The 18,951-nt window shown below is 60.4% G+C and carries 10 protein-coding genes; 7 read left to right on the plus strand and 3 right to left on the minus strand.

Annotation, left to right across the window (positions count from 1 at the left end; translation table 11 throughout):
- Positions 1 to 18 precede the first annotated feature (18 nt).
- Entirely contained in the window at positions 19 to 4,632 is a 4,614-nt protein-coding gene (locus tag HNR46_RS05300; RefSeq protein ID WP_184016524.1) for a hypothetical protein, read from the minus strand.
- Between the two features lie 216 nt (positions 4,633 to 4,848).
- Here HNR46_RS05300 and HNR46_RS05305 point away from each other — a divergent pair, with 216 nt between their 5' ends.
- The 7 genes from HNR46_RS05305 to HNR46_RS05335 all read left to right on the plus strand — a co-directional run bounded on the left by HNR46_RS05305 (position 4,849) and on the right by HNR46_RS05335 (position 16,907).
- Positions 4,849 to 5,427 (plus strand): ECF-type sigma factor, encoded by a 579-nt coding sequence (locus HNR46_RS05305; protein ID WP_184016526.1) that lies wholly within the window; start codon positions 4,849 to 4,851, stop codon positions 5,425 to 5,427.
- Entirely contained in the window at positions 5,417 to 7,615 is a 2,199-nt protein-coding gene (locus tag HNR46_RS05310; protein ID WP_184016528.1) for a serine/threonine protein kinase, read from the plus strand. The genes HNR46_RS05305 and HNR46_RS05310 overlap by 11 nt, the downstream gene beginning before the upstream one ends.
- A 138-nt stretch (positions 7,616 to 7,753) precedes the next feature.
- Positions 7,754 to 9,538, plus strand: coding sequence for an NPCBM/NEW2 domain-containing protein (locus tag HNR46_RS05315; RefSeq protein WP_221285023.1), 1,785 nt, complete (start codon positions 7,754 to 7,756; stop codon positions 9,536 to 9,538).
- A gap of 203 nt (positions 9,539 to 9,741) precedes the next feature.
- On the plus strand, positions 9,742 to 12,171 hold the full coding sequence (locus HNR46_RS05320) for a glycoside hydrolase family 27 protein (protein ID WP_221285024.1): 2,430 nt from the start codon (positions 9,742 to 9,744) through the stop codon (positions 12,169 to 12,171).
- A gap of 24 nt (positions 12,172 to 12,195) precedes the next feature.
- Positions 12,196 to 12,903 carry a PEP-CTERM sorting domain-containing protein gene (locus HNR46_RS05325; protein WP_184016532.1) on the plus strand — a complete coding sequence of 236 codons (708 nt, stop codon included), beginning with the start codon at positions 12,196 to 12,198 and terminating at the stop codon, positions 12,901 to 12,903.
- 63 nt (positions 12,904 to 12,966) lie between these two features.
- A complete protein-coding gene (locus HNR46_RS05330; protein WP_184016534.1) occupies positions 12,967 to 15,351 on the plus strand; it encodes an immunoglobulin domain-containing protein in 2,385 nt (794 codons plus the stop codon).
- Between the two features lie 119 nt (positions 15,352 to 15,470).
- Positions 15,471 to 16,907: an O-antigen ligase family protein gene (locus tag HNR46_RS05335; protein ID WP_221285025.1), complete on the plus strand. Its 1,437-nt coding sequence runs from the start codon at positions 15,471 to 15,473 to the stop codon at positions 16,905 to 16,907.
- Here the strand turns inward: HNR46_RS05335 and HNR46_RS05340 are convergent.
- Positions 16,888 to 17,967, minus strand: coding sequence for a polysaccharide biosynthesis/export family protein (locus HNR46_RS05340; protein ID WP_184016538.1), 1,080 nt, complete (start codon positions 17,965 to 17,967; stop codon positions 16,888 to 16,890). The two genes, HNR46_RS05335 and HNR46_RS05340, sit on opposite strands and share 20 nt — an antisense overlap.
- On the minus strand, positions 17,964 to 18,947 hold the full coding sequence (locus HNR46_RS05345; protein WP_184016540.1) for a polysaccharide biosynthesis/export family protein: 984 nt from the start codon (positions 18,945 to 18,947) through the stop codon (positions 17,964 to 17,966). Before HNR46_RS05345 ends, HNR46_RS05340 begins: the two co-directional genes overlap by 4 nt.
- Positions 18,948 to 18,951: the final 4 nt, after the last annotated feature.

Genomic DNA, 18,951 nt, shown 5'->3' on the forward strand with positions numbered 1-18,951 from the left:
CCCGGTCGTTCCGTGTCGTCAGGGCTGGGTGAGGGTCAGCTGCCAAAAGAGCCGTGGAGCGTCTTCGACTGCTGGCACCAGATAAAAGGACTGGATTTGAAAGTCGCCGTCGATTTCCGGCTGGCCGAGAGGATGGGCGGTGCCACTTCCATCGCTCATGACGAGAGTGGTGCTGGCGGCGACTCCGATTTCCAAGCCCTTCATGTCGATGGGAACTCGGAAGGAGACGATGCGGTAGGATTTGCCCGCTTCGGTGTCCGGTGAACTCTGTCCAGCAGCGTCGTTGAGCGAGATGAGGGCTGCGGTGGCCAACTCGGATTCTCCCGATGGATGAGGCACTTCAATCTGGAGGGCAGAGGAGAGAGTCGGATCGAGGTCGAAGAGGAACTTGAAGCCGTTGGCGACTCCATCGCCACTGGCATCGTCATCAAACCCATCGAGTCCTGAAGGCAGATCATAGGCGGCGGCCCAGCCATCGTAGCCACTGCTGGCGCCGAGGACCTGAAGCGAGATGGCGGCCGAGGTGACTCTTCCTGAATCGTCTACGGCCACCATCGTATAGTTTCCATGGTCATCGGGTGTGACGGGATCGAGGATGAGCTGAGGATCGGTGGCCCCAGGAATGGCGGTGCCTTGGTGGTACCATTGGAAGGTGAGAGCCCCCCCCACAGCGGAGGCGGTGAAGGTGACTCGATCGCCGGGTTCGGCATAGCCGCCGCCGGAGGTGTGGAGGATGGACAATGAGGGTGTCTGGGCCGATGGAGCGCCGGGACCGAGTTTGACGAGGCGCGCGCGCGCCTGAGTGTCGACCGAGGTGACGGCGAGGCCGACAAACAGGCTTTGGTGATCGCCAGCGGGTTCGATGGAACGGATGAACCAATTGGAGGGAGCATCGACGGTCAGGCTGGTGATGGAATCGATGGCGGTGGCTGAGCCGTCCGTGGCAAATTGGGCGAGGTTTTTCACCGGGCCGGTGGTGTCAGCCAGGGCGAATGAGCCCCCGGCGATGACGGTTCCTCCGGGGAGTTCGCCGGCGCCATTGACGAGTTGGTTGTAGAGTTCGTGGTAGGGGTTTCCGGGTGCGAAGCTGGCATCAAGAACGCCCGTGGAGGTGAACCGGGCGATGCCGATTCGGGAGGCACCGGCGACGCTGGTGAAGCGCCCAGCCACGATGAAATCGCCGTTTTCCAGCGGAACGAGTGAGCCCATCTGGTTGGCCCCGAAGTTGGCCTGGGTGAATCCCGGGCTGAGCGTTCCCGAGGAGGTGAGGCGCTGGCTCAGCCACTGGCTGTTGGAGTTTTTCGCAAACATCAAAAGCTCGCCATTCGGGAGCAGCCGGAATCCTGCTGGTGGCGGGCTGGCTAGGGCGAGTTGGCTGAAGCGACCGTCGAAGCTGGCATCGATGCTGCCGGCGGTGGTGATGCGGACGACGTTTTTCTTGGAGCTTCCCGCACCGGAAACGCTGTCGCCGGCGAGATAGAGCCGATCGGTGGAATCGATCTCGATGGCAGAGAAGGTCGTGTAGGAGTAGGTGTTCGCCGGGGGATCGTAGGTCGTGTCGACGACGCCGGCGGAGGAGATCTTCAGGAGGCGAAAACTACGACCGGCGTGGTTGTTGTCGATGTAGGTGAAGGGGGCACCGGGCAAGGCGTAGACGGTGCCATCGGATGCCAGGGCAATGTCGACGATGGCGGTGTCGTACAGATAGCCACTGACGTATTCCTGGAGGTGGGGAATGGCGAAGGATTCGTCGAGCGATCCGTCCGGGTGGAGGCGGACGATCCCGGCGCGGGTGCCGGCGGAGGTGGTGTAGCGGAACTGGCCACCGACAAGGATTTTACCGTCGGGTTGTTCGACAGCGGTGTAGACGACGAAGCGTCCGGAGAGGAATCCATCGGCGCGCGAGTTGGCGAACTGGAAGTCGGGCTGGGCGGCTTCGAAATCAGGATCGCGTCCGAGTGCGGTTTCGATGCCTTGGAAGGACAGCGATGCAGGCGGGCTGAAGGTGTCGCCGTAGGGATTGGTCAGGCGGGCTTCGTAGATGCCGACGTCTGCGATGGAGACGCCGGAGATATCAAGGTTGGCAGAGGTGGCGCCGGGCAATGGATTGCCATTGAAATACCACTGGATGGCCGTGGTGTCGGCGCTAGCCTCGACGGAGAAGTGGGCGGTATCGCCGGGCGTGAGAAGTTGACTCACAGGAGCGCTGAGGATCCGCGATTTGGCCTGGATTTGGACGTCGGCGTCGCTGCTGAGGGCGCCTCCGAGGTCATTGATGGCGACGAAATGATACGTGCCTGCGTCGGTCGTTCGAAGATCGGTGATTTGAAGATTCAAGGTGGTGGCTCCGCTGACTCGGCCGCCATCGCTGAGGGGGAAACCGTTGCGGAACCACCGGTAGCGCAGGGTGGCATTTCCGAATGCGGCGGCGGAGAGTTGGAGGGTCTCGTCCTGAATCCAACTGGAGGAGGCAGCAGGCTGGGTGGAAACCACGGGATGGCCGATGTGATTTTGTTCCCAGGCATGTACGAGGTGATCGGTTCCGGGAAGCAGGGCGAGCCGAGGGCCGATGGCTGCGGGCCCGAGGATGGAGGGAAAGGCGTAGGCCTGGCGGGTCCATTCGCTACCGATGCCCGGTGAGGCGTCGTAGCCTTGGGTCTCGCTGTCAAAGGCGAGGAACTGACCGTCGATGAAGGTGATGCTTTGGTAGTTGGGGCTGGGGGTCGAGTTCGGGCCGATGGTGGAGAAGCTGCCGGCCAGCGAAGGGGCGGCATAGATTTTCCCGCTGGCGGAAACGACGACCCACTGGTTGTTGCCATAGGCGACGCCGGTGAGGGTAGCATTGGAGAGATAGGCGGTGGACCAGGTGACACCGCCATCGAGGCTACGGGTGTAGGCACCGGCGCTGCCGAGCGCGATCCATTCCCCTTGGTGTCCGTGAAGATGCAGGGAGTAAGGAACAGGGCTCTCCGGATTGGCATGAGTCCAATGAACGCCGTCGCTGGAAACGAGGGCGCGGCCTGCGGTGGTGAGAAGGAGGAATTGGCTGCCATCGAATCGGATCGCGCGAATCGTTTCGGTGGGCTGCAGCCCGGGGGCGATGGCGGCCCAGTGCTGGCCATCGGAGGAGACCTGCGCGGCGCTGCTGACAAAGATACCATTGCCGTAGGCGATGCCGGGTTGGGCTGGAGCGGATTCCCATTCGATGCCGTCTTGGGTGATGACGTTCTCCGTGGTGCCCTCGAGAATGAAACGACCATTGCCGTAGGTGACGTTGAGGGGTTCGGCGCGCGGTCCGACCCAGGAGGGTCCGATCGGGCTGGTGGCGATTTCTGACCAACTCAGACCATCGGTGGAGCGGCGGCCTTCGGTGCCAACCGCAACGCGAATCCCGCCCGAGGTGGCGATGTCTGCAGCTCCATGGAGAGAGCCAACAGGTCCGGTGCTCCAGTGCACGGCATCGGTTGAGTAGAAGAAGGGCGTGTTGGTGCTGGCGGCACCGCGGGAGAGGAAATGCGTTCCATCGAAGGCGAGGGTGGAGAGCGTGGCGGGGGAGTTGGCCTTGGTGAAGGTGAGACCATCGCTGGATGTGGCGGTGACGGGACCGCTGGTCACTGCATAAACCCCATTTCCATAGGCGAGATGGGTGATGGCAAAGTAGAGGCCATCGGCGACGATGGTGCAGGGCGTGAAGGTGGTGCCATTGGTGGAGTAGCGGAGATCCGATTGAACCGCGTTGTAGCCTTTTCCGGAGAGATAGAGGCGGTCATTGAGCACCCGCAGAATCGGACCGGCCAGAGAGCCGAGCACATTTCCGGGAATGAAAGGGGCCTCCCAGGTGACCCCGGTGGTATCGGCAGAGCGCGCGATGGCTCCCGCTAGGTTGCCGACGTAGAAGCGGCCCTGAAAAAAGGCGACCGAGGTGATGGGCCATTTCTGGAGTTCGAGGAAGCTGGACGCTCGGGGAGTCCAGGTTTCGAGGTCGGTACTGGTGTAGAGAGCGTTGCCCTCGCCAACGGCCACGTAGGTGCCTTGCCCATAGGCCAGGTCGGTGAGGGGGAGCGGGCTTCCAGTCGAATGGTGGGTCCAGTGGATGCCATCGTCGGAGGAGGAGACGGTGCCGTGGGTCGCGAGGGCGACGAATCGGCTGCCGTCGTGGATGACCCGGATGCCATCGGTGAGAAAGTCATCTGGATTGACGGGGTTCATCACCCCGTCGAGCGAGCCCGAGGGCTCAAAAGCACCGCCGAGCCGGAGATCGAGGCGGGTGTGAGTGGTGGTGCCATTTTGAGTGCTACTGCCGGTCGCGGCGAGGGTGCCAGCGGAGATCGATCCCGCGTCGAGTGAGAAGTCATTGGGTTGGTTCCAAGTGATGGTTCCGGTGGCATCGACCTGACCGGTGATGGCTCCATCCTGCACGGAGATGTCACCATCGGGCCCGACGATGGCGATGGCGTATCCGATCGGTCGTTCGGCCTGGGTCAGATGGCCTGACATGCGCAGGAAGACATCGCCCTGATAGCTTCCCTGAAATTCAGATTGAGCGAGGCACGGGAGGACACCCCAGCAGAGAAAAACGAAGAGCAGGAGCCTGAGAGGACCCAGGCGGGGGGGTGGGGTAAAAGCACGCATGGTGCGAGGAAAGCTTGGGGGTTCCATACGCCGCAACCCCAATCTCAGCGCCAAATTTACTGTTAGATAGGTTTCCTCCCCTGTTCAGGGGAGGAAGAATCTCAAGGAGTTAATGATTTGGGCTGCGGAATGGTAGAGGGAAATCGGTGATCCCGCGAGCAGGGGGCAGATGGATGGCAAAGGAAACCTTTCGCACGAGGGGTTGGAAAGGCTAGGGTGACCAAGTCTGTGAGCAACGAAGGAGATTTGACCCGGATATTGAAGGCTGCGGGAGCCAAGGGAGAGCTGCCCTCGGAGGATCTGCTGCCCTTGGTGTACGACGAACTGCGGGGGCTGGCGGCGGCGCGGATGAGAGGAGAGGCGGAGGGGCAGACCTTGCAGGCGACGGCATTGGTTCACGAGGCATGGATGCGGGTGGCGGGAAAAGGCGGGCGTACGTGGAATGACCGCGCCCATTTTTTCCGGGTGGCGGCGGCGGAAATGAGGCGGGTGCTGGTGGAGAATGCGCGCCGGAAATCGCGCCTGAAGCGAGGAAGTCATCCGGCACGCGTCGAATTGGAGGGGTTGGAGTTGGCGGAGGCGGAGCCGGATGAGCGGATCTTGATGATCGACGAGGCCTTGACCCGTCTGGAGGCTGAATTTCCTGACAGTGCGCGGATCGTGACCTTGAAGTTTTTTGGTGGATTGACCCATCGCGAGGTGGCCGAAATGGAAGGGGTGACGGAGCGCACCATCGAGCGACAATGGGCGTTTGCCCGCACTTTGCTGATGGAGGCGATGCGCGATGAAGGCTGAGCCGGATCACTCGCGGCAAGGACCTCCGCTGCAGGTGCTGTTGGAAGCCTTGACTGGGCTGGAAAGCGCCGTGGAAAGGGAGTCCTTTCTCGATTTCACCTGCCGTGGGGAGCCTGAATTGCGCACTCGCTTGGAGCGATTGTTGTTGTTGCAGCCGAGTGCAGAGGCGTTTTTCGAGAATGATCCGGGTGGGGGCGAGGAGCGATGGAGTGACGAGCCGGAAGATGGTCGCGAAGGCGTGGGGATGCGCATTGGGCGGTACCGATTGCTCGGGCGTTTGGGAGAGGGGGGCTGCGGGGTGGTTTATTTGGCGGAGCAAGAGGAGCCGGTGAAGCGTCGGGTCGCACTGAAGATCATTCGCTTGGGGATGGACACCGAGAATGTGATCGCCCGCTTCGAGCTGGAACGCCAAGCGCTGGCGATGATGGATCACCCGAATATCGCGCGGGTGCTGGATGTGGGAGCGACTCGGACGGGGCGGCCATTTTTCGTGATGCAGTTGGTTGATGGGGAAAAGATCACCGACTACTGCAATGCGAAGCGGCTGGGAATTCGCGAACGTGTGGCTCTGGGGATCCGCATTTGCCAGGCGGTCCAACATGCCCACCAGAAAGGAGTCATTCACCGGGACATCAAGCCGTCCAACATCCTGGTGTGGGAGCACGATGGGGAAGCGGTGCCGAAGGTGATCGATTTTGGCATCGCGAAAGCGACTGGGACGGGGCTGGACGAGCAGGCGACGTATACGGTGGATGGGCAGTTTGTGGGGACGCCGGCATTCATGAGTCCAGAGCAGGCATTGGGTCGCGGGTGGGACGTCGATACCCGGACGGACGTGTACAGTCTGGGAGCGTTGTTGTATGAGTTGTTATCGGGGCGGCCGCCCTTTGAGCCTGCGCGGTTGCGGGAAGCGGGAGTGGAGGAGATCCGGCGGATTCTCGAGGAGGTGGAGCCGAAGTCGCTCTCCCACGCGGTGGAGTCGATGTCGGAAGAGGAGCGCCAGAAGGTGGCGGGGGAACGATCGTGTGAGACCGGGAAGCTGGCTGGCAGTCTGCGTGGTGACCTTGATCGGATCGTGATGAAGGCGATGGCGAAGGACCGTCAGCGCCGGTATTCGGGTGCCGATGCCTTGGCGGCGGATTTGACGTGTTTTCTCCAGGATGAACCGGTCGCGGCCCGACCTCCGGGCGGATGGTACCGGCTGCGCAAGTTGGTGCGGAGAAACAAGGGAGTGTTTGCGGCAGGTGCGCTGATTTTCGCCTCTCTGGTACTGGGGTTGGGAGCGGCGACAGCGATGTATTTTCGGGCCAATCGGGCTCGGGAAGGAGCTGAGATGGCTCGGAAAAACGAGGAAGTCTTGCGGCGCAAAGCGGAGATTGGACAGAACATTGCGCATGCGGCCGTGCTGGTTCGCTATGGCAAATTTGAGGAAGCGGATGCCCTGCTGGCGGCGATTCCCCCGGCATCGGCCGAGCCTTCCTTGGAGAGCGCTGAGACCTTTCGGTCGTTGGGTCTTTGGCATGCGCGGGAGGGGCGGTGGAAAGACGCCGCGGAACGGTTCTCAGGGTTGGCGTATTCGCTGACGGGTGCGGATAGCAGCGATACCGACGCGGTATCGCTGAATCTTCAACCCGCGGCATCGTCGCTTTGCGAAGCAGGAGATTTCGAAGCGTATCGACGCTTGCGGATGATGGCTCTGGAGCGATTTGGCGGCACGTCTCATCCCGTGGTGGCGGAGCAGGTGCTCAAGGCCTGTTTGCTGCAACCGGCTGATGAGCGACTGTTGTCAAAACTGGCGAGGCTGGAGGCATTGATGCGGCAGGTGGAGCTATCGGAAACGGGTGCGCGCGATGAGAACTTGAGGGCGTGGCGAGAGTTTGCGATCGCGCTGTTCGAGTACCGTCAGGGACGTTTCAGTGAAGCTCTGGATTGGCTGGACCGGGTGATGGCCAGTCCTTCGGAGAATCTGGCACGGAGATCGATTGCGCTGGCGTTGCGGGCGATGGCCTTGGAGCACCAGAACCGGCACTCGGAGGCGGTCGCTGATTTGGAGGCGGCGCGCCACATCGTGGTGAATCGCTTTGCCAGCGAGCCGAGCATTTTCGATGTCTGGGAGCCGGTTTGGCAGGATTGGGTGAATGTCCGGCTGCTGGTGCGCGAGGCAGAAGGGGTGGTGGGGAGTCTGTGAGTGAAGATCCCGACATCCTTTGGAGCGGGCGGATTTGAGAGAGGGAGGGTGCCGTGGTGGAGAATTTCGATTTTGTGTCGGGTTTGGCTGCCATTTGTCACGTTTTCCGGCAGAAACGAGGAACCCATGAAATCCCCAATGAGCATCTTCCCTTGGCTTTCGGCCGCCTTTTGGATCGTCACGAATCCCGCAATTTCCGCAGCGGAGTCCCCTGAATATTGGAAATGGGCCGAGCGCCCTCCGCTGGGTTGGAATAGCTGGGACATTTTCGGCACGACCGTGACGGAAAAGCAGATTCGTGAGCAGGCTGACGCGATGGCCAAGCACCTCCTGCCCTCAGGCTATGACATTCTGACGGTGGACATTCAGTGGTATGAGCCGAATGCAAAAGGCCATGTCTATCAGCCTGGGGCCAAGCTGGCGATGGATGAGTTCGGGCGCCTGCTGCCTGCGGGGAATCGGTTTCCTTCTGCCAATGACGGGGAGGGGTTCAAGCCGTTGGCTGATTACGTGCATTCCAAAGGGCTGCGTTTTGGGATCCACATCATGCGCGGGATCCCCCGCCAGGCAGTGGAGCAGAACACCCCGGTGAAGGGCACGGACTTGAAGGCACGGGATATTGCACGGACCGATTCGACCTGTCCCTGGAATCCGGACATGTTTGGAGTGGATGCGACCCAGCCGGGTGGCCAGGCCTACTATGATTCCCTTTTTGAGATGTATGCCTCATGGGGGCTCGATTTCATCAAGGTGGACGACATTTCGCGTCCCTACGATGCGGTGCAGAAGGCAGAAATTGAGGCGATTCGGAAGGCGATCGATAAGACGGGTCGCCCGATCGTTCTGAGTTTATCGCCGGGAGCGACTCCGGTGAGTGAGGGTGCTCACGTGATGGAACACGCCAACATGTGGCGCATCACGGATGATTTTTGGGATCGCTGGGGTCTGTTGAAGGCGATGTTTGAGCGCACGGATGTGTGGACGCCCTATCGGGACGCAGGCCATTGGCCGGATGCCGATATGTTGCCGATCGGGATTGTGGAGTTTGGGCGGCCTACTCATTTCACGAAAGACGAGCAGCGGACGCTGATGAGTTTGTGGAGCATCGCGCGATCGCCGCTGATTTTTGGCGGGGACATGACGAAGTTGGATGCTTTCACGATCGAGATGCTGACGAATCCCGAAATGCTGGAAGTGAATCAGAACAGCCGAGGCAACCGGCAAGTGTATCGTGAGAAGAATCTGATTGCGTGGACCGCCGACGTGCCTGGGAGCGAGGATAAGTATGTGGCTTTGTTCAATGCCCAGAGCGAGGGCGATCATCTCGATTTTGCGAATGCCGACTACGCCAGCCCTGTGATTGCAGGAAAAGGGCAGTCTCAGAAAGTGGAGGTCACTCTGGAGGGAGGGAAGCAGTTGGCGTTGTTCGTGACGGACGGGAAGGATGGCTTCAATTTCGACCACGCTGCGTGGATCGATCCGGTGCTAAGTGGGCCCAAGGGGACGAAGAAGTTGACGGATTTGAAGTGGAGTCTGGCGCGGGCTGGATGGGGAGAGGTGCAGGTGGACCGGACCTGCGAGGGCAAGCCGCTGGAAGTGAACGGCAAGTCAGCGACGGGCATCGGCACCCACGCGGAATCGGTGATCGTTTACGATCTGCCCGAAGGCTACGACACGTTCACCGCGACGGGTGTGCTGATGGAGGGCGGCTCCGTGGTGTTTGGGGTGTTGGTGGACCGTAGCGGCGACGAGGTCGGGGACACGGCCAAGGTGAGCGTCGACTTCAAGGACTTGGGCATCGAAGGCAAGGCGATGGTGCGGGACCTTTGGTCGCGGAAGAATCTCGGGACTTTTGAAGGGAGCTTCGGGGAAGAGATTCCCCAGCATGGCGCAGGTTTGTTCCGACTTCGGCCCGTGAAGTGAGCTGAAATCAGAGCATGAGAGGCCGCCTGGGTGACCCGGGCGGCCTTTTTTTTGGGGGAGGGAGGAGACCGGGCCGAATTTTTTTCGGAGAGATGTCGGGTTTTACGAGGGGATGACACGTCTTCCGCTGATTACCGGTGTGCCCGGTTGTCGGGCCGAACCCAGAAGCCCGCCGGGAGCACTCAAACCCATCGTGTTTCCTGGTGCATACGACTTCTCGTTCGCTGTTGTTATTTGTGGTTGGCTGCTTGTCTCCTGTGAGTGGAGCGGAACCGGCCTTTCATGCTTGGGCTGAGCGTCCAGTGATGGGCTGGAACAGCTGGGACTTCTACGGAACCTCGGTCAACGAAGAGCGAATCAAGGCGCAAACGGACTATCAAGCCGCGGTGCTATTGCCGCACGGCTGGTCCCTGATGACGGTGGATATCCAATGGTATGAACCGAATGCGACGGGATTCTACTATGATGAGACGGCCACCCTCGAAATGGACGCCTGGGGGCGACTGGTCCCTGCGCCGAGTCGCTTTCCTTCTGCTGCGGAGGGGGCTGGTTTCAAGCCATTGGCGGACTATGTGCATGGCAAGGGCCTGAAGTTCGGCATCCACATGATGCGTGGGATCCCTCGTCAGGCCTGGGAGCAGGACCTGCCGGTAAAAGGGACCTCTTACACCGCCCGTGATGTGGCGGATCCCACCAGCATCTGTTCCTGGAATCCCGACATGTATGGGGTGGATATGACGAGGCCGGGGGCACAGGCTTACTACGATTCGGTGATGGAGCTTGCCGCATCGTGGGGGGTGGATTTTCTGAAGATCGACGATCTCAGTCGTCCGTATCATCAGCAGGAGATCGAAGCGATTCGCAAGGCGATCGATCATACCGGACGTCCGATGGTACTGAGCACCTCACCGGGTGAAACTCCGGTGAGTTCGGGACCACACATCGAAATGCACGCCAACCAATGGCGGATCAGCGATGATTTTTGGGACAACTGGTCGGCGCTCTATGATCAATTTCAGCGCTTGCATGATTGGACCCCGTATCGTGGTCCGGGGCATTTCCCGGATGCGGACATGCTGCCGCTGGGCAAGGTCGAAGGGGGGAGCCCATCCGCATCCGGGCGGACGACCCATTTCACGACCCAAGAGCAGTACACGTTGATGAGCTTGTGGGCGATCGCCCGCTCTCCGTTGATTCATGGGGGGGATATGACCCAGATGGATGCGTTCACGCTCGCTTTGTTGACGAATGACGAGGTGATCGCGGTGAATCAGGCGAGCACCCACAATCGCCAGCTGTTTCGAGACGTCGACCAGGTGGCCTGGGTGGCCGATGTGGAAGATTCTGCCGACAAGTATTTGGCGGTTTTCAACACCGGGGCTGCCACGACGACTGTGAGTGTGGATCTGGCGCGTCTCGGGTTCACGGGAGCCGTGGAAGTGAGTTCGTTGTGGGATGGCACGACGGACGAGTTGGCGAGCGGGGTGCTGGCAGCCGAAGTCGAGGCGCACGGTGCCAAGTTGTTTCGGCTTTCCGGTGCCGGATTGCCGACGCCGTGGGTGGAATCGATCGAGGCGGGGGATCGAGAGGTGACGGTGGAGTGGGAGGCATTGGAGGGCGCGTTGGGTTATCAGGTGAAACGCGCGACTCTCGAAGCGGGTCCTTATGTGACGGTCGCGGAAGGAGTTTTGGAAACGCAGTTTACCGACCGGGAGGTGGAGAACGGTACGACGTACTACTATGCCATTTCGGCGGCACTTGCGGCGGGCGAGACTCCGGATTCTGGAGCGCTCAAAGCGACGCCTGTCGGCGTGGCGGGCATCGTCGGGTGGAACTACGATCGCTACGGCACTGTGAGTGGTGGACGGACCGCCGGGGTGGTGCCGGCGGCCAATTGGAACAATTCCTGGCCGGACAACCCGACTACCGACCTGATCGACCAGAATGGAACGGTGACGACCCTGGATATCAGTTACAGTTCGTTCAATGGTTGGACGACCCAGTATCCGCAGGCGAACCCGGGAATGGATGCGGATGGTCACTACAACCGCGAGTTGCTGAATGGTTATTTGAACGCAGGTCCTGCCTCGTGGAGCCCGGCGATTGTGCGATCGGTCGTGACGCTCTCTGAGATTCCGCACGGTTACTACGATCTTATCGTGTATTTCTCCTCCGATGCCGCCGACCGGGAGGGCTCGGTGAGCGATGGACATCAGACCTTCTATTTCCGCACATTGGGGCCAGCGAGTGTCGCGGGAGAAAATGCGATTCTGACCGAAACGACGCAGGAGACATCGGATGATTATCCGGCAGCGAACTACGCCATCTTCCGTGGATTGAGCGGAACGAGCCAATCGGTATCGGTGGCGATGCGGGACGACGACGAATGGGGAGGGATTGCTGCGATTCAGGTGGTCCCGCAAGCGGATCCCTTGGGGACTTCGACGTTGGAGATTCTTTCGGTCGCGGACGGTGTTGCGGTTCTCACCTGGTCCTCAACCCTGGGCGAGGTGGTGGTGGAGCAAAGTGCCGATCTTTCCGAATGGACTCCTCTCGATCCTCAGCCCGAGGGCCCTCCTGTGGAGATCGCGACCCCCGAAGCGACCCACTTTTTTCGACTCTCTCGACCCTAAACCGTCGACCAACCCAGAATCCCCATGAAATCCAGAAAACACACTATGATGGCCCCAAGCCTTGTCTTGTTGGGCTTCTCCGTCGCCTCCGCTGCCACCATCAGCTGGAACTACGACAACAATGGAACTCTCGCGAGTTCCAACATTGCGGGCGTTGTGCCTGTCGATCATTGGAGCAATTCGTGGCCGGACAATCCGACCATCGATCTTGTGGATGATACCGGAGCGGCCACGACTCTCGATATCACTACCGCGTCCAACAGTGGAAGTTGGTCTCAAGGTGGCCATCCGGGACAGGACACTGACACGACCTACAATCGCGAGATGCTGAACGGCTATCTGAACGGCACTGGTGCGAATAGTAGCTCTGTGGAGATCAGCCAGGTGCCGTATGCGGTTTACGATCTCTACGTGTACTTCGCGTCGGACGACCACGCGCGCAGTGGCACGGTCACGGATGGCACCACGACGTTTAGCTTTGGGGTGCTCGATGGGATGGTTTCCGGTGGGAATGCCCTGTTGGTGGAGACCACCGATACGGGGACCGGTTATCCGGAGGCGAACTACGCGGTGTTTCGTGGATTGACCACAAGCTCGGTGACCCTCTCGACCAGTTTCATGAATGCTGGGGAGTATGGCGGCATCGCCGGATTCCAGGTGGTTTCGGTGCCGGAGCCTTCGGTGGTGCTTCTCGGCGCACTCGGGATCTTGGGCATTCGCCGTCGGCGCTGAGATTTCAGGGGCCACCACGCATCGGTGGTGGCTCCTCTTCTCTTCTTACCCTTTTGCAAACCCATGAAAGCTCCCATACTCTTCTTGCTGGGCTTAGTTCTGCACGCCCAGGCGGATACGGTCAGCTGGAACTACGATCGTTACGGAACGGTGAATGGCGACCGGATTGCCGGTGTGGAACCCGTTGCGAACTGGAACAACTCGTGGCCGGACAATCCGGTGACGAATTTGATCGATGACTCTGGAGAGGTGACCTCTCTCGACCTGACGGTGACCTCGTTCAATGGATGGACCGTCAACAATCCCCAGGGGAATCCTGGTGTGGATGGGGACGGAACTTATAACCGGGAGCTGCTGAACGGCTATCTCAATGCGGGTCAGGCTGCCTGGAGCCCGAATCCCACCTTCACTTCGGTGCAGCTCACCCAAATTCCGTACGCCAGCTACCGGATCATTGTCTATTTCTCCTCGGATGTGGCAGGTCGGGAGGGGGACGTGAGTGACGGAACCACGACCTATTCCTTCAACTCTCTGGGTCCCGCGAGTGTGAGTGGGACGGATGCCGTGTTTGCGGAGACCACCGATGGAGAGGGGACGTATGGAACGGCGGCGAACTATGCCGTGTTCGACGGCCTGACGGGATCGTCCCAGACCATCACGGTGCAAATGCGCGATGATGACGAATGGGGGGGCATTGCGGGATTTCAGGTAGTGGCTCATGTCGGGTCCCTGCCGGAATTCGGATCTCAACCGGAGAATCAAGCGGTGGCGGTGGATGGAGTGGCCACGTTTGCAGCGGGAGTGACCGCCGATCCTGCGCCAACGGTGCAGTGGCAGTTTTCGGCCGATGGGGTGAGCAACTGGATGGATCTGGATTTTGAGACCTTCACGACCTTGGAGCTGTTTGCAGTCCAGCCATCGGATGTCGGGTATTACCGATTGGTGGCGACGAACGAGAATGGCACGGCGGAAAGTGACGCGGCATATCTGGACGTGTATTATGCTGTTCCCGAGTTCTTTGAGCAGCCGGTGGACACCTACGCGGTCGAAGGCTCAACTGTCGAGCTGACCGGAGATGCTTACACGTATGGAAACCCGGGGTATCAGTGGTTCAAGGACGGTGAGGCGATTCCGGGGGAGACGGACGTTTCCTTGATATTGACGGGAGTGAGCTCGACGGATGACGGGGAGTATTACCTGAGGGTCACCGACGATGTGGAACTAGGCCTGTTTGCGGATTCGGTGGTGGTGGAGGTGCGCACGTTTGCAGCTTGGGACGGGCTGGTGAGCGATGATCCGTTTGCAGGGAGTGCTGGATATGTCACGGGTGAGTTGCCCGTGCAGGAGCCGGTGATCGAGGGGTATGAAGGAGCCTGGACCGATGTGGACTTCGGGGATGCCGAACCTGAAGTGCTTGAGGGGTCGTTGGTCTATGCGGATCCCTACTATCTGGGCTCATCGGGTGACCGCGTGGGAAAGGTCGCGGATGCTGCTGGAATCGACGTCACCAACAGTGGGCGGGTCTTTCGGGAGTTGGCACCGGCGCTGAGGGTGGGCGCGAATACGACGGGAGTTCGCTACCTGAGCTGGATCTATCAAAACGGCAACGAAGGGGCCGCGGATGCCCCGACGGTTCATTCGGTGCTCTCTTTGTATCGCAACACGGGAGGAGCGAATCCTTCGGGAGACGCGGCTTCGCGGGTGTTCGAAGCGGGCATTTCGGATGTCGACTTTGGCATGACCCACTATGGATTCCGTTGCAATGACCTGACGATTGGCGATTTGGGTGTGGAACTGGACGCCGGGGTGCACCTTTTCGTGGTGAAGTTCGACCTGAGTGCGGATTTTCTGGGCGACAAGGTCACGGTATGGCTCGACCCCGATCTGGGGAGTGGAGAACCGACGGGAGGGACGGAGTTGGTGGACTTGGATTTGGCCTTCGATTCGCTCGCATTTTCCGACTACGGGAGCAATTCGATGGCGTGGGATGAGGTGCGATGGGGCAGCAGCTTTGATAGCGTGACGCTCAACCCGAATCCCCCTGCTGGGTTTGCGGCGTGGATCGCGGGTTATCCGGGAGTGGGGGAATTGGACGGTCCCGATGATGCTGCTGATGGTGACGGCCTGGGCAATGCGCTGGAGAACTACTTCGGCACGGACCCAACGGTCATGGACGGAGGATGGAGTTCGGTTCAGGCATCTTCGGCTGCTCTGGCATGGGTGCATCCGCTGAATGCGATGCCCGCGGGTGATCTGGAGGTGGCGTATGAATGGTCCACAGACCTGAATACCTGGTGGGAAAGTGGCGCATCGGATGGCGTGCGGACCGTGACCTTGGTGCGGAGTGATGGCAGTCCGACCGCGGGGATGACGACGGTGACGGCGTCATGGAGTGGCGTCGCTCCGGCGGGCTGCTTTGTCCGGGTGGTGGCCCAATGGGTTCCCTGAGGAGATTTTTCTCGGAGGGTTCGGACCGCTCTTCGCCCCGCATGGGGGGTGGGGAGCGGTTTTTGGCTGGTGGGGTGGAGGAGACGGAGGGTGAAGGCGTTTGATCTGGTCACGGGGCGGTGCCGCTGGTGAATTGGGCGGCGCAACGGATGGAAATCGTCAAGACCTTGATCAAGGTGATCGTGATCGCCTTCGTCTATCTCGGACTCGGGCCGGCACTCGGTGTGATGATGAAGGGGCGGGATGGCCTGCGGCGTTTCCTGTTGGGTTTCTTGGCGTTTGAGTTGGTCCGCCCGCCGTCGGATTTCACTTTGATGCTGTATTCGATCGAGACCTACCGGGGGCACACGAAAGGATTCGAATTCAACTTTCTCGAGGCGATTGCGATGGGTTTCGCGGTGGCGGCGATTCTAGAGAAGCGGAAGGATTTTCGGTACTTACCGCCGGGGTTGGGGGCTTGGTTGTTGTGGATCGGTGCTTCGCTGGTGTCGGTGGTGGCGGCCTTGGAGCCGCTGTATGTTTTCATGCCGGCCTTCAAGTATCTGAAGATGGCCTTCATTTGGGTCGGGGTGTTCGCGGCTGTTCGCGATATGAAGGATGTGCTGGCATTGATGCGCGGGTTTGCGGTGGCGTTGATCGTGCAGGTGATCGTGTGTCTGTGGGGGCGCTATGTGCAGGGGGGGTTCCGGGTGATGGGATGGTTCGAGCACCAGAACCCGATGGCGATGTGGTCCTACATGGTCGCGTTTCCGTTATTGGCGTTGGCCATTTCGAAGGAGACGAAGATGAAGGACGTGGGGTTGTTTTTCGCGGCTTTTGGGTCGGCGGGATTGGTGGTGGTGTTGTCGGTGTCTCGGGCGTCGCTGGCGGCCTTTGGGTTGGGTGCTGCGTTGGTGATGTTGGGCTCGTTTGTCCACGGGTTTACAGTGCGACGGGTCAGCTTGGGGCTGGCGGGAGCGATCGGGGGATTGGTGGTGATTGGGGTGGCGGCGGATACTTTCATGGCGCGGATGGAGGGTGGTGATGACTCTCCGGAGAACGATCTGCGCTATGCTCTGAATCAGCAGTCGGCGGCGATGTTCCATGATCACCCCATGACGGGCATTGGCTGGAACAATTTCGGGCTGGCGAATAGCCGGCCACGGGGAACGAAGTATTCGGAGGTTTTGGAGAACTGGGAGCGCAATCGAGGTCGCAATATTTACCCGGAGAATTTCCAGAAGAATCCGCTGACGGAGAGCTTGTACTGGCTGATGCTGGCGGAGAACGGCGCGTTGGGATTCGGGACGTTCCTGCTGATCGTGGCGCTGACGATGGGGTACGGAATTCGCTCAACGGTGGCGTTTTGGAGGACCCCGGCGGGATTGTTCCTAATGGGGATGACGATCTCACTCGCCGTCACGTACTTCCATGGCCAGGTGGAGCGTGTCTTGACTCAGACCAAAAACCTCACCACCTGGGTGATTTTCTGCGCGATCGTGGCGCGAGGAGAGTGGTGGCGCCGAGAGGCGAAGAAGGCGCGGAAGGCGGCGCGCCTTACGGCGAGGGCGAGCTGAGCGGAATGCTGATGACGGGATCCGCATCGCTGCCTGCGACGCGTGAGCCTTCGCCGGAGGCAATGGTGCGTGCGGCGGTGCGGAAGACGTCTTTCACGGTGGTTTCGAGGACGCCCAAGGGCCGCTTGGGAACCCAGACGATGTCACCCGGTTGGAGGAGGACGTCCGTGTCCTTGCCGGTAAGGATGGCGTTCAGGTCAACGATGGCAGCCTGGGGTTGGTCGAGAGAACCGCGCACGATGACGATCTGGCGGGTGTAGGCCCCCGGGGCGGGGCCGCGGCCTTGGGCGATGCAGTCGATGAGGGTGAGGGACTCTTTGTAGCCAACGGCTTGAGGGGCGGCAACGGCGCCGAGGAGAAGGACGGTGGAGCTCGTTGCCGATGGAAGGTAGATGTAGTCGTTGTGGCGGAGGTAGATGTTTTGGGAGGTATCTCCACCTTGGACGAGTCTTTCGAAGTTGACGGGGAGGATTTCGCCGTCGCGGATGACGATGCTATTGGAAAGGTCAGCGAGTTCTTCGGTGAAACCGGAGAATCCAGAGGTGAAAAGACCTCCGGCACCTGAGATGGCTTCGATCAGGGTGGTGGGTTGGCGCAGCGGGTAGAGGCCGGGTTTGAAGACGCGACCGAGGATCCAGTAGCGGCGGGATCGGACTTCAACGAGCGAGACGTTGACGAGGGGTTGGGTGTAGTCGCGCTTGAGGGCTTGAGTGAGTTTATCGGCGAATTGCCGTTGGGTCAGGCCCTCGGCCTTCACTCCGCCAGCGAGGTTGTAGTAGACCATGCCATCGGGCATGACGAAGGTGCGCGCGAGAGTTCCTGAGACTTCAGCGATCTCGATTTCGAGAATGTCGCCGGGGCCGAGAAGATAGGGGTCGCGTGGTGGCTGGAGCAACGATGCGTCCGGCTTCCGGTTGATCTTCACGTTGGTGAAGGTCAGGTTGCGGACCGTTTGATCGGTGGTGCGGGCATCGAAGTCCTCACCAGGAATGAGCTGATTGCAAGAGCTCGCGAAGAGGCAAATCCAGGCGAGAAGGAGAAAAAGGAGAGAGCGCGTCACGGATCGGTGAGGATGGGGTCGACGTTGACATTCACCCAGGTGGAGGCGGCGCTGGTGGCGAAAGCGGAGAGGGCGAGCTTCAGGATGTCTTCGGCTTCGGCCCACGGACGGTCGGCGACGTAGATGATGTCCTTCGGCAGGATCTTGAAGTCGACGGTCTTGGCGGCGAGGATGTCACGGAGGCTGACGACGTGGGTCTCCGGCTCGGTGAAGCTGCCACGGATGACGAGGACGCGATCGGTCCAGGCGCGGTCGGTGAAGCCACCCCGGCGGGAGATGGCGGCGACGACGGAAGCGTCGTTGGTCATGCCTTGTACTCCGGGGGCATTGACCGCCCCCAGGACGTAGTAGTCATTGGAAATGGTGGAGGCGATGAAGATGAAGTCGTTTGGCTCCAACTGGATGTTTTGGGTCATGTCGCCATCCTGGAAGAGCTTGCGAAAATCGACGGGGAGGTGCTCACCGCGTCGTGAAATGAAGGAGCGGTCGTAGTCGGCGAGTTCGACGGTTTTGCGTTCGAAGAGGCCGGTTTCGATGCCTCCAGCGTTGGCGACGGCTTCGACGAGGGTGATTGGGCGCTCGAGGGTGACGACACCCTTTTGGAGGACTTTGCCGAGGATGGTGAAGCGCTTGGAGCCGACTTCCTGGGGAGTGATGATGACGCGTGGCGATTTGAAGTGTCCGCCCAGAGCCTTTTCGATCTCGATGCGTGCTTCATCAATGGTGAGGCCCGCCACATTGACGTTTTGAGCTTGAAGATAGCTGATGGTTCCATCGGGAGCGATGCGGAAGCCAGGACGATCGAGTTCCGGCCGTCCGAAAAGGGAGAAGTTGATGACATCTCCGGCGCCGAGCTCGTAGCGCTCCCGCCACGAGGAGGTATCGGCCTGGTTTCCTGGCACACCCTGGCTGTCCTGGGCCGGAAGAGAGCCGGTGAGGAGGATAGAAAGGAGCAGGAGCAGGCATCCGAGGCGTGGCATGACG

Source organism: Haloferula luteola (assembly GCF_014201715.1).
In the GTDB taxonomy this organism is placed as follows: Bacteria; Verrucomicrobiota; Verrucomicrobiia; order Verrucomicrobiales; family Akkermansiaceae; genus Haloferula; species Haloferula luteola.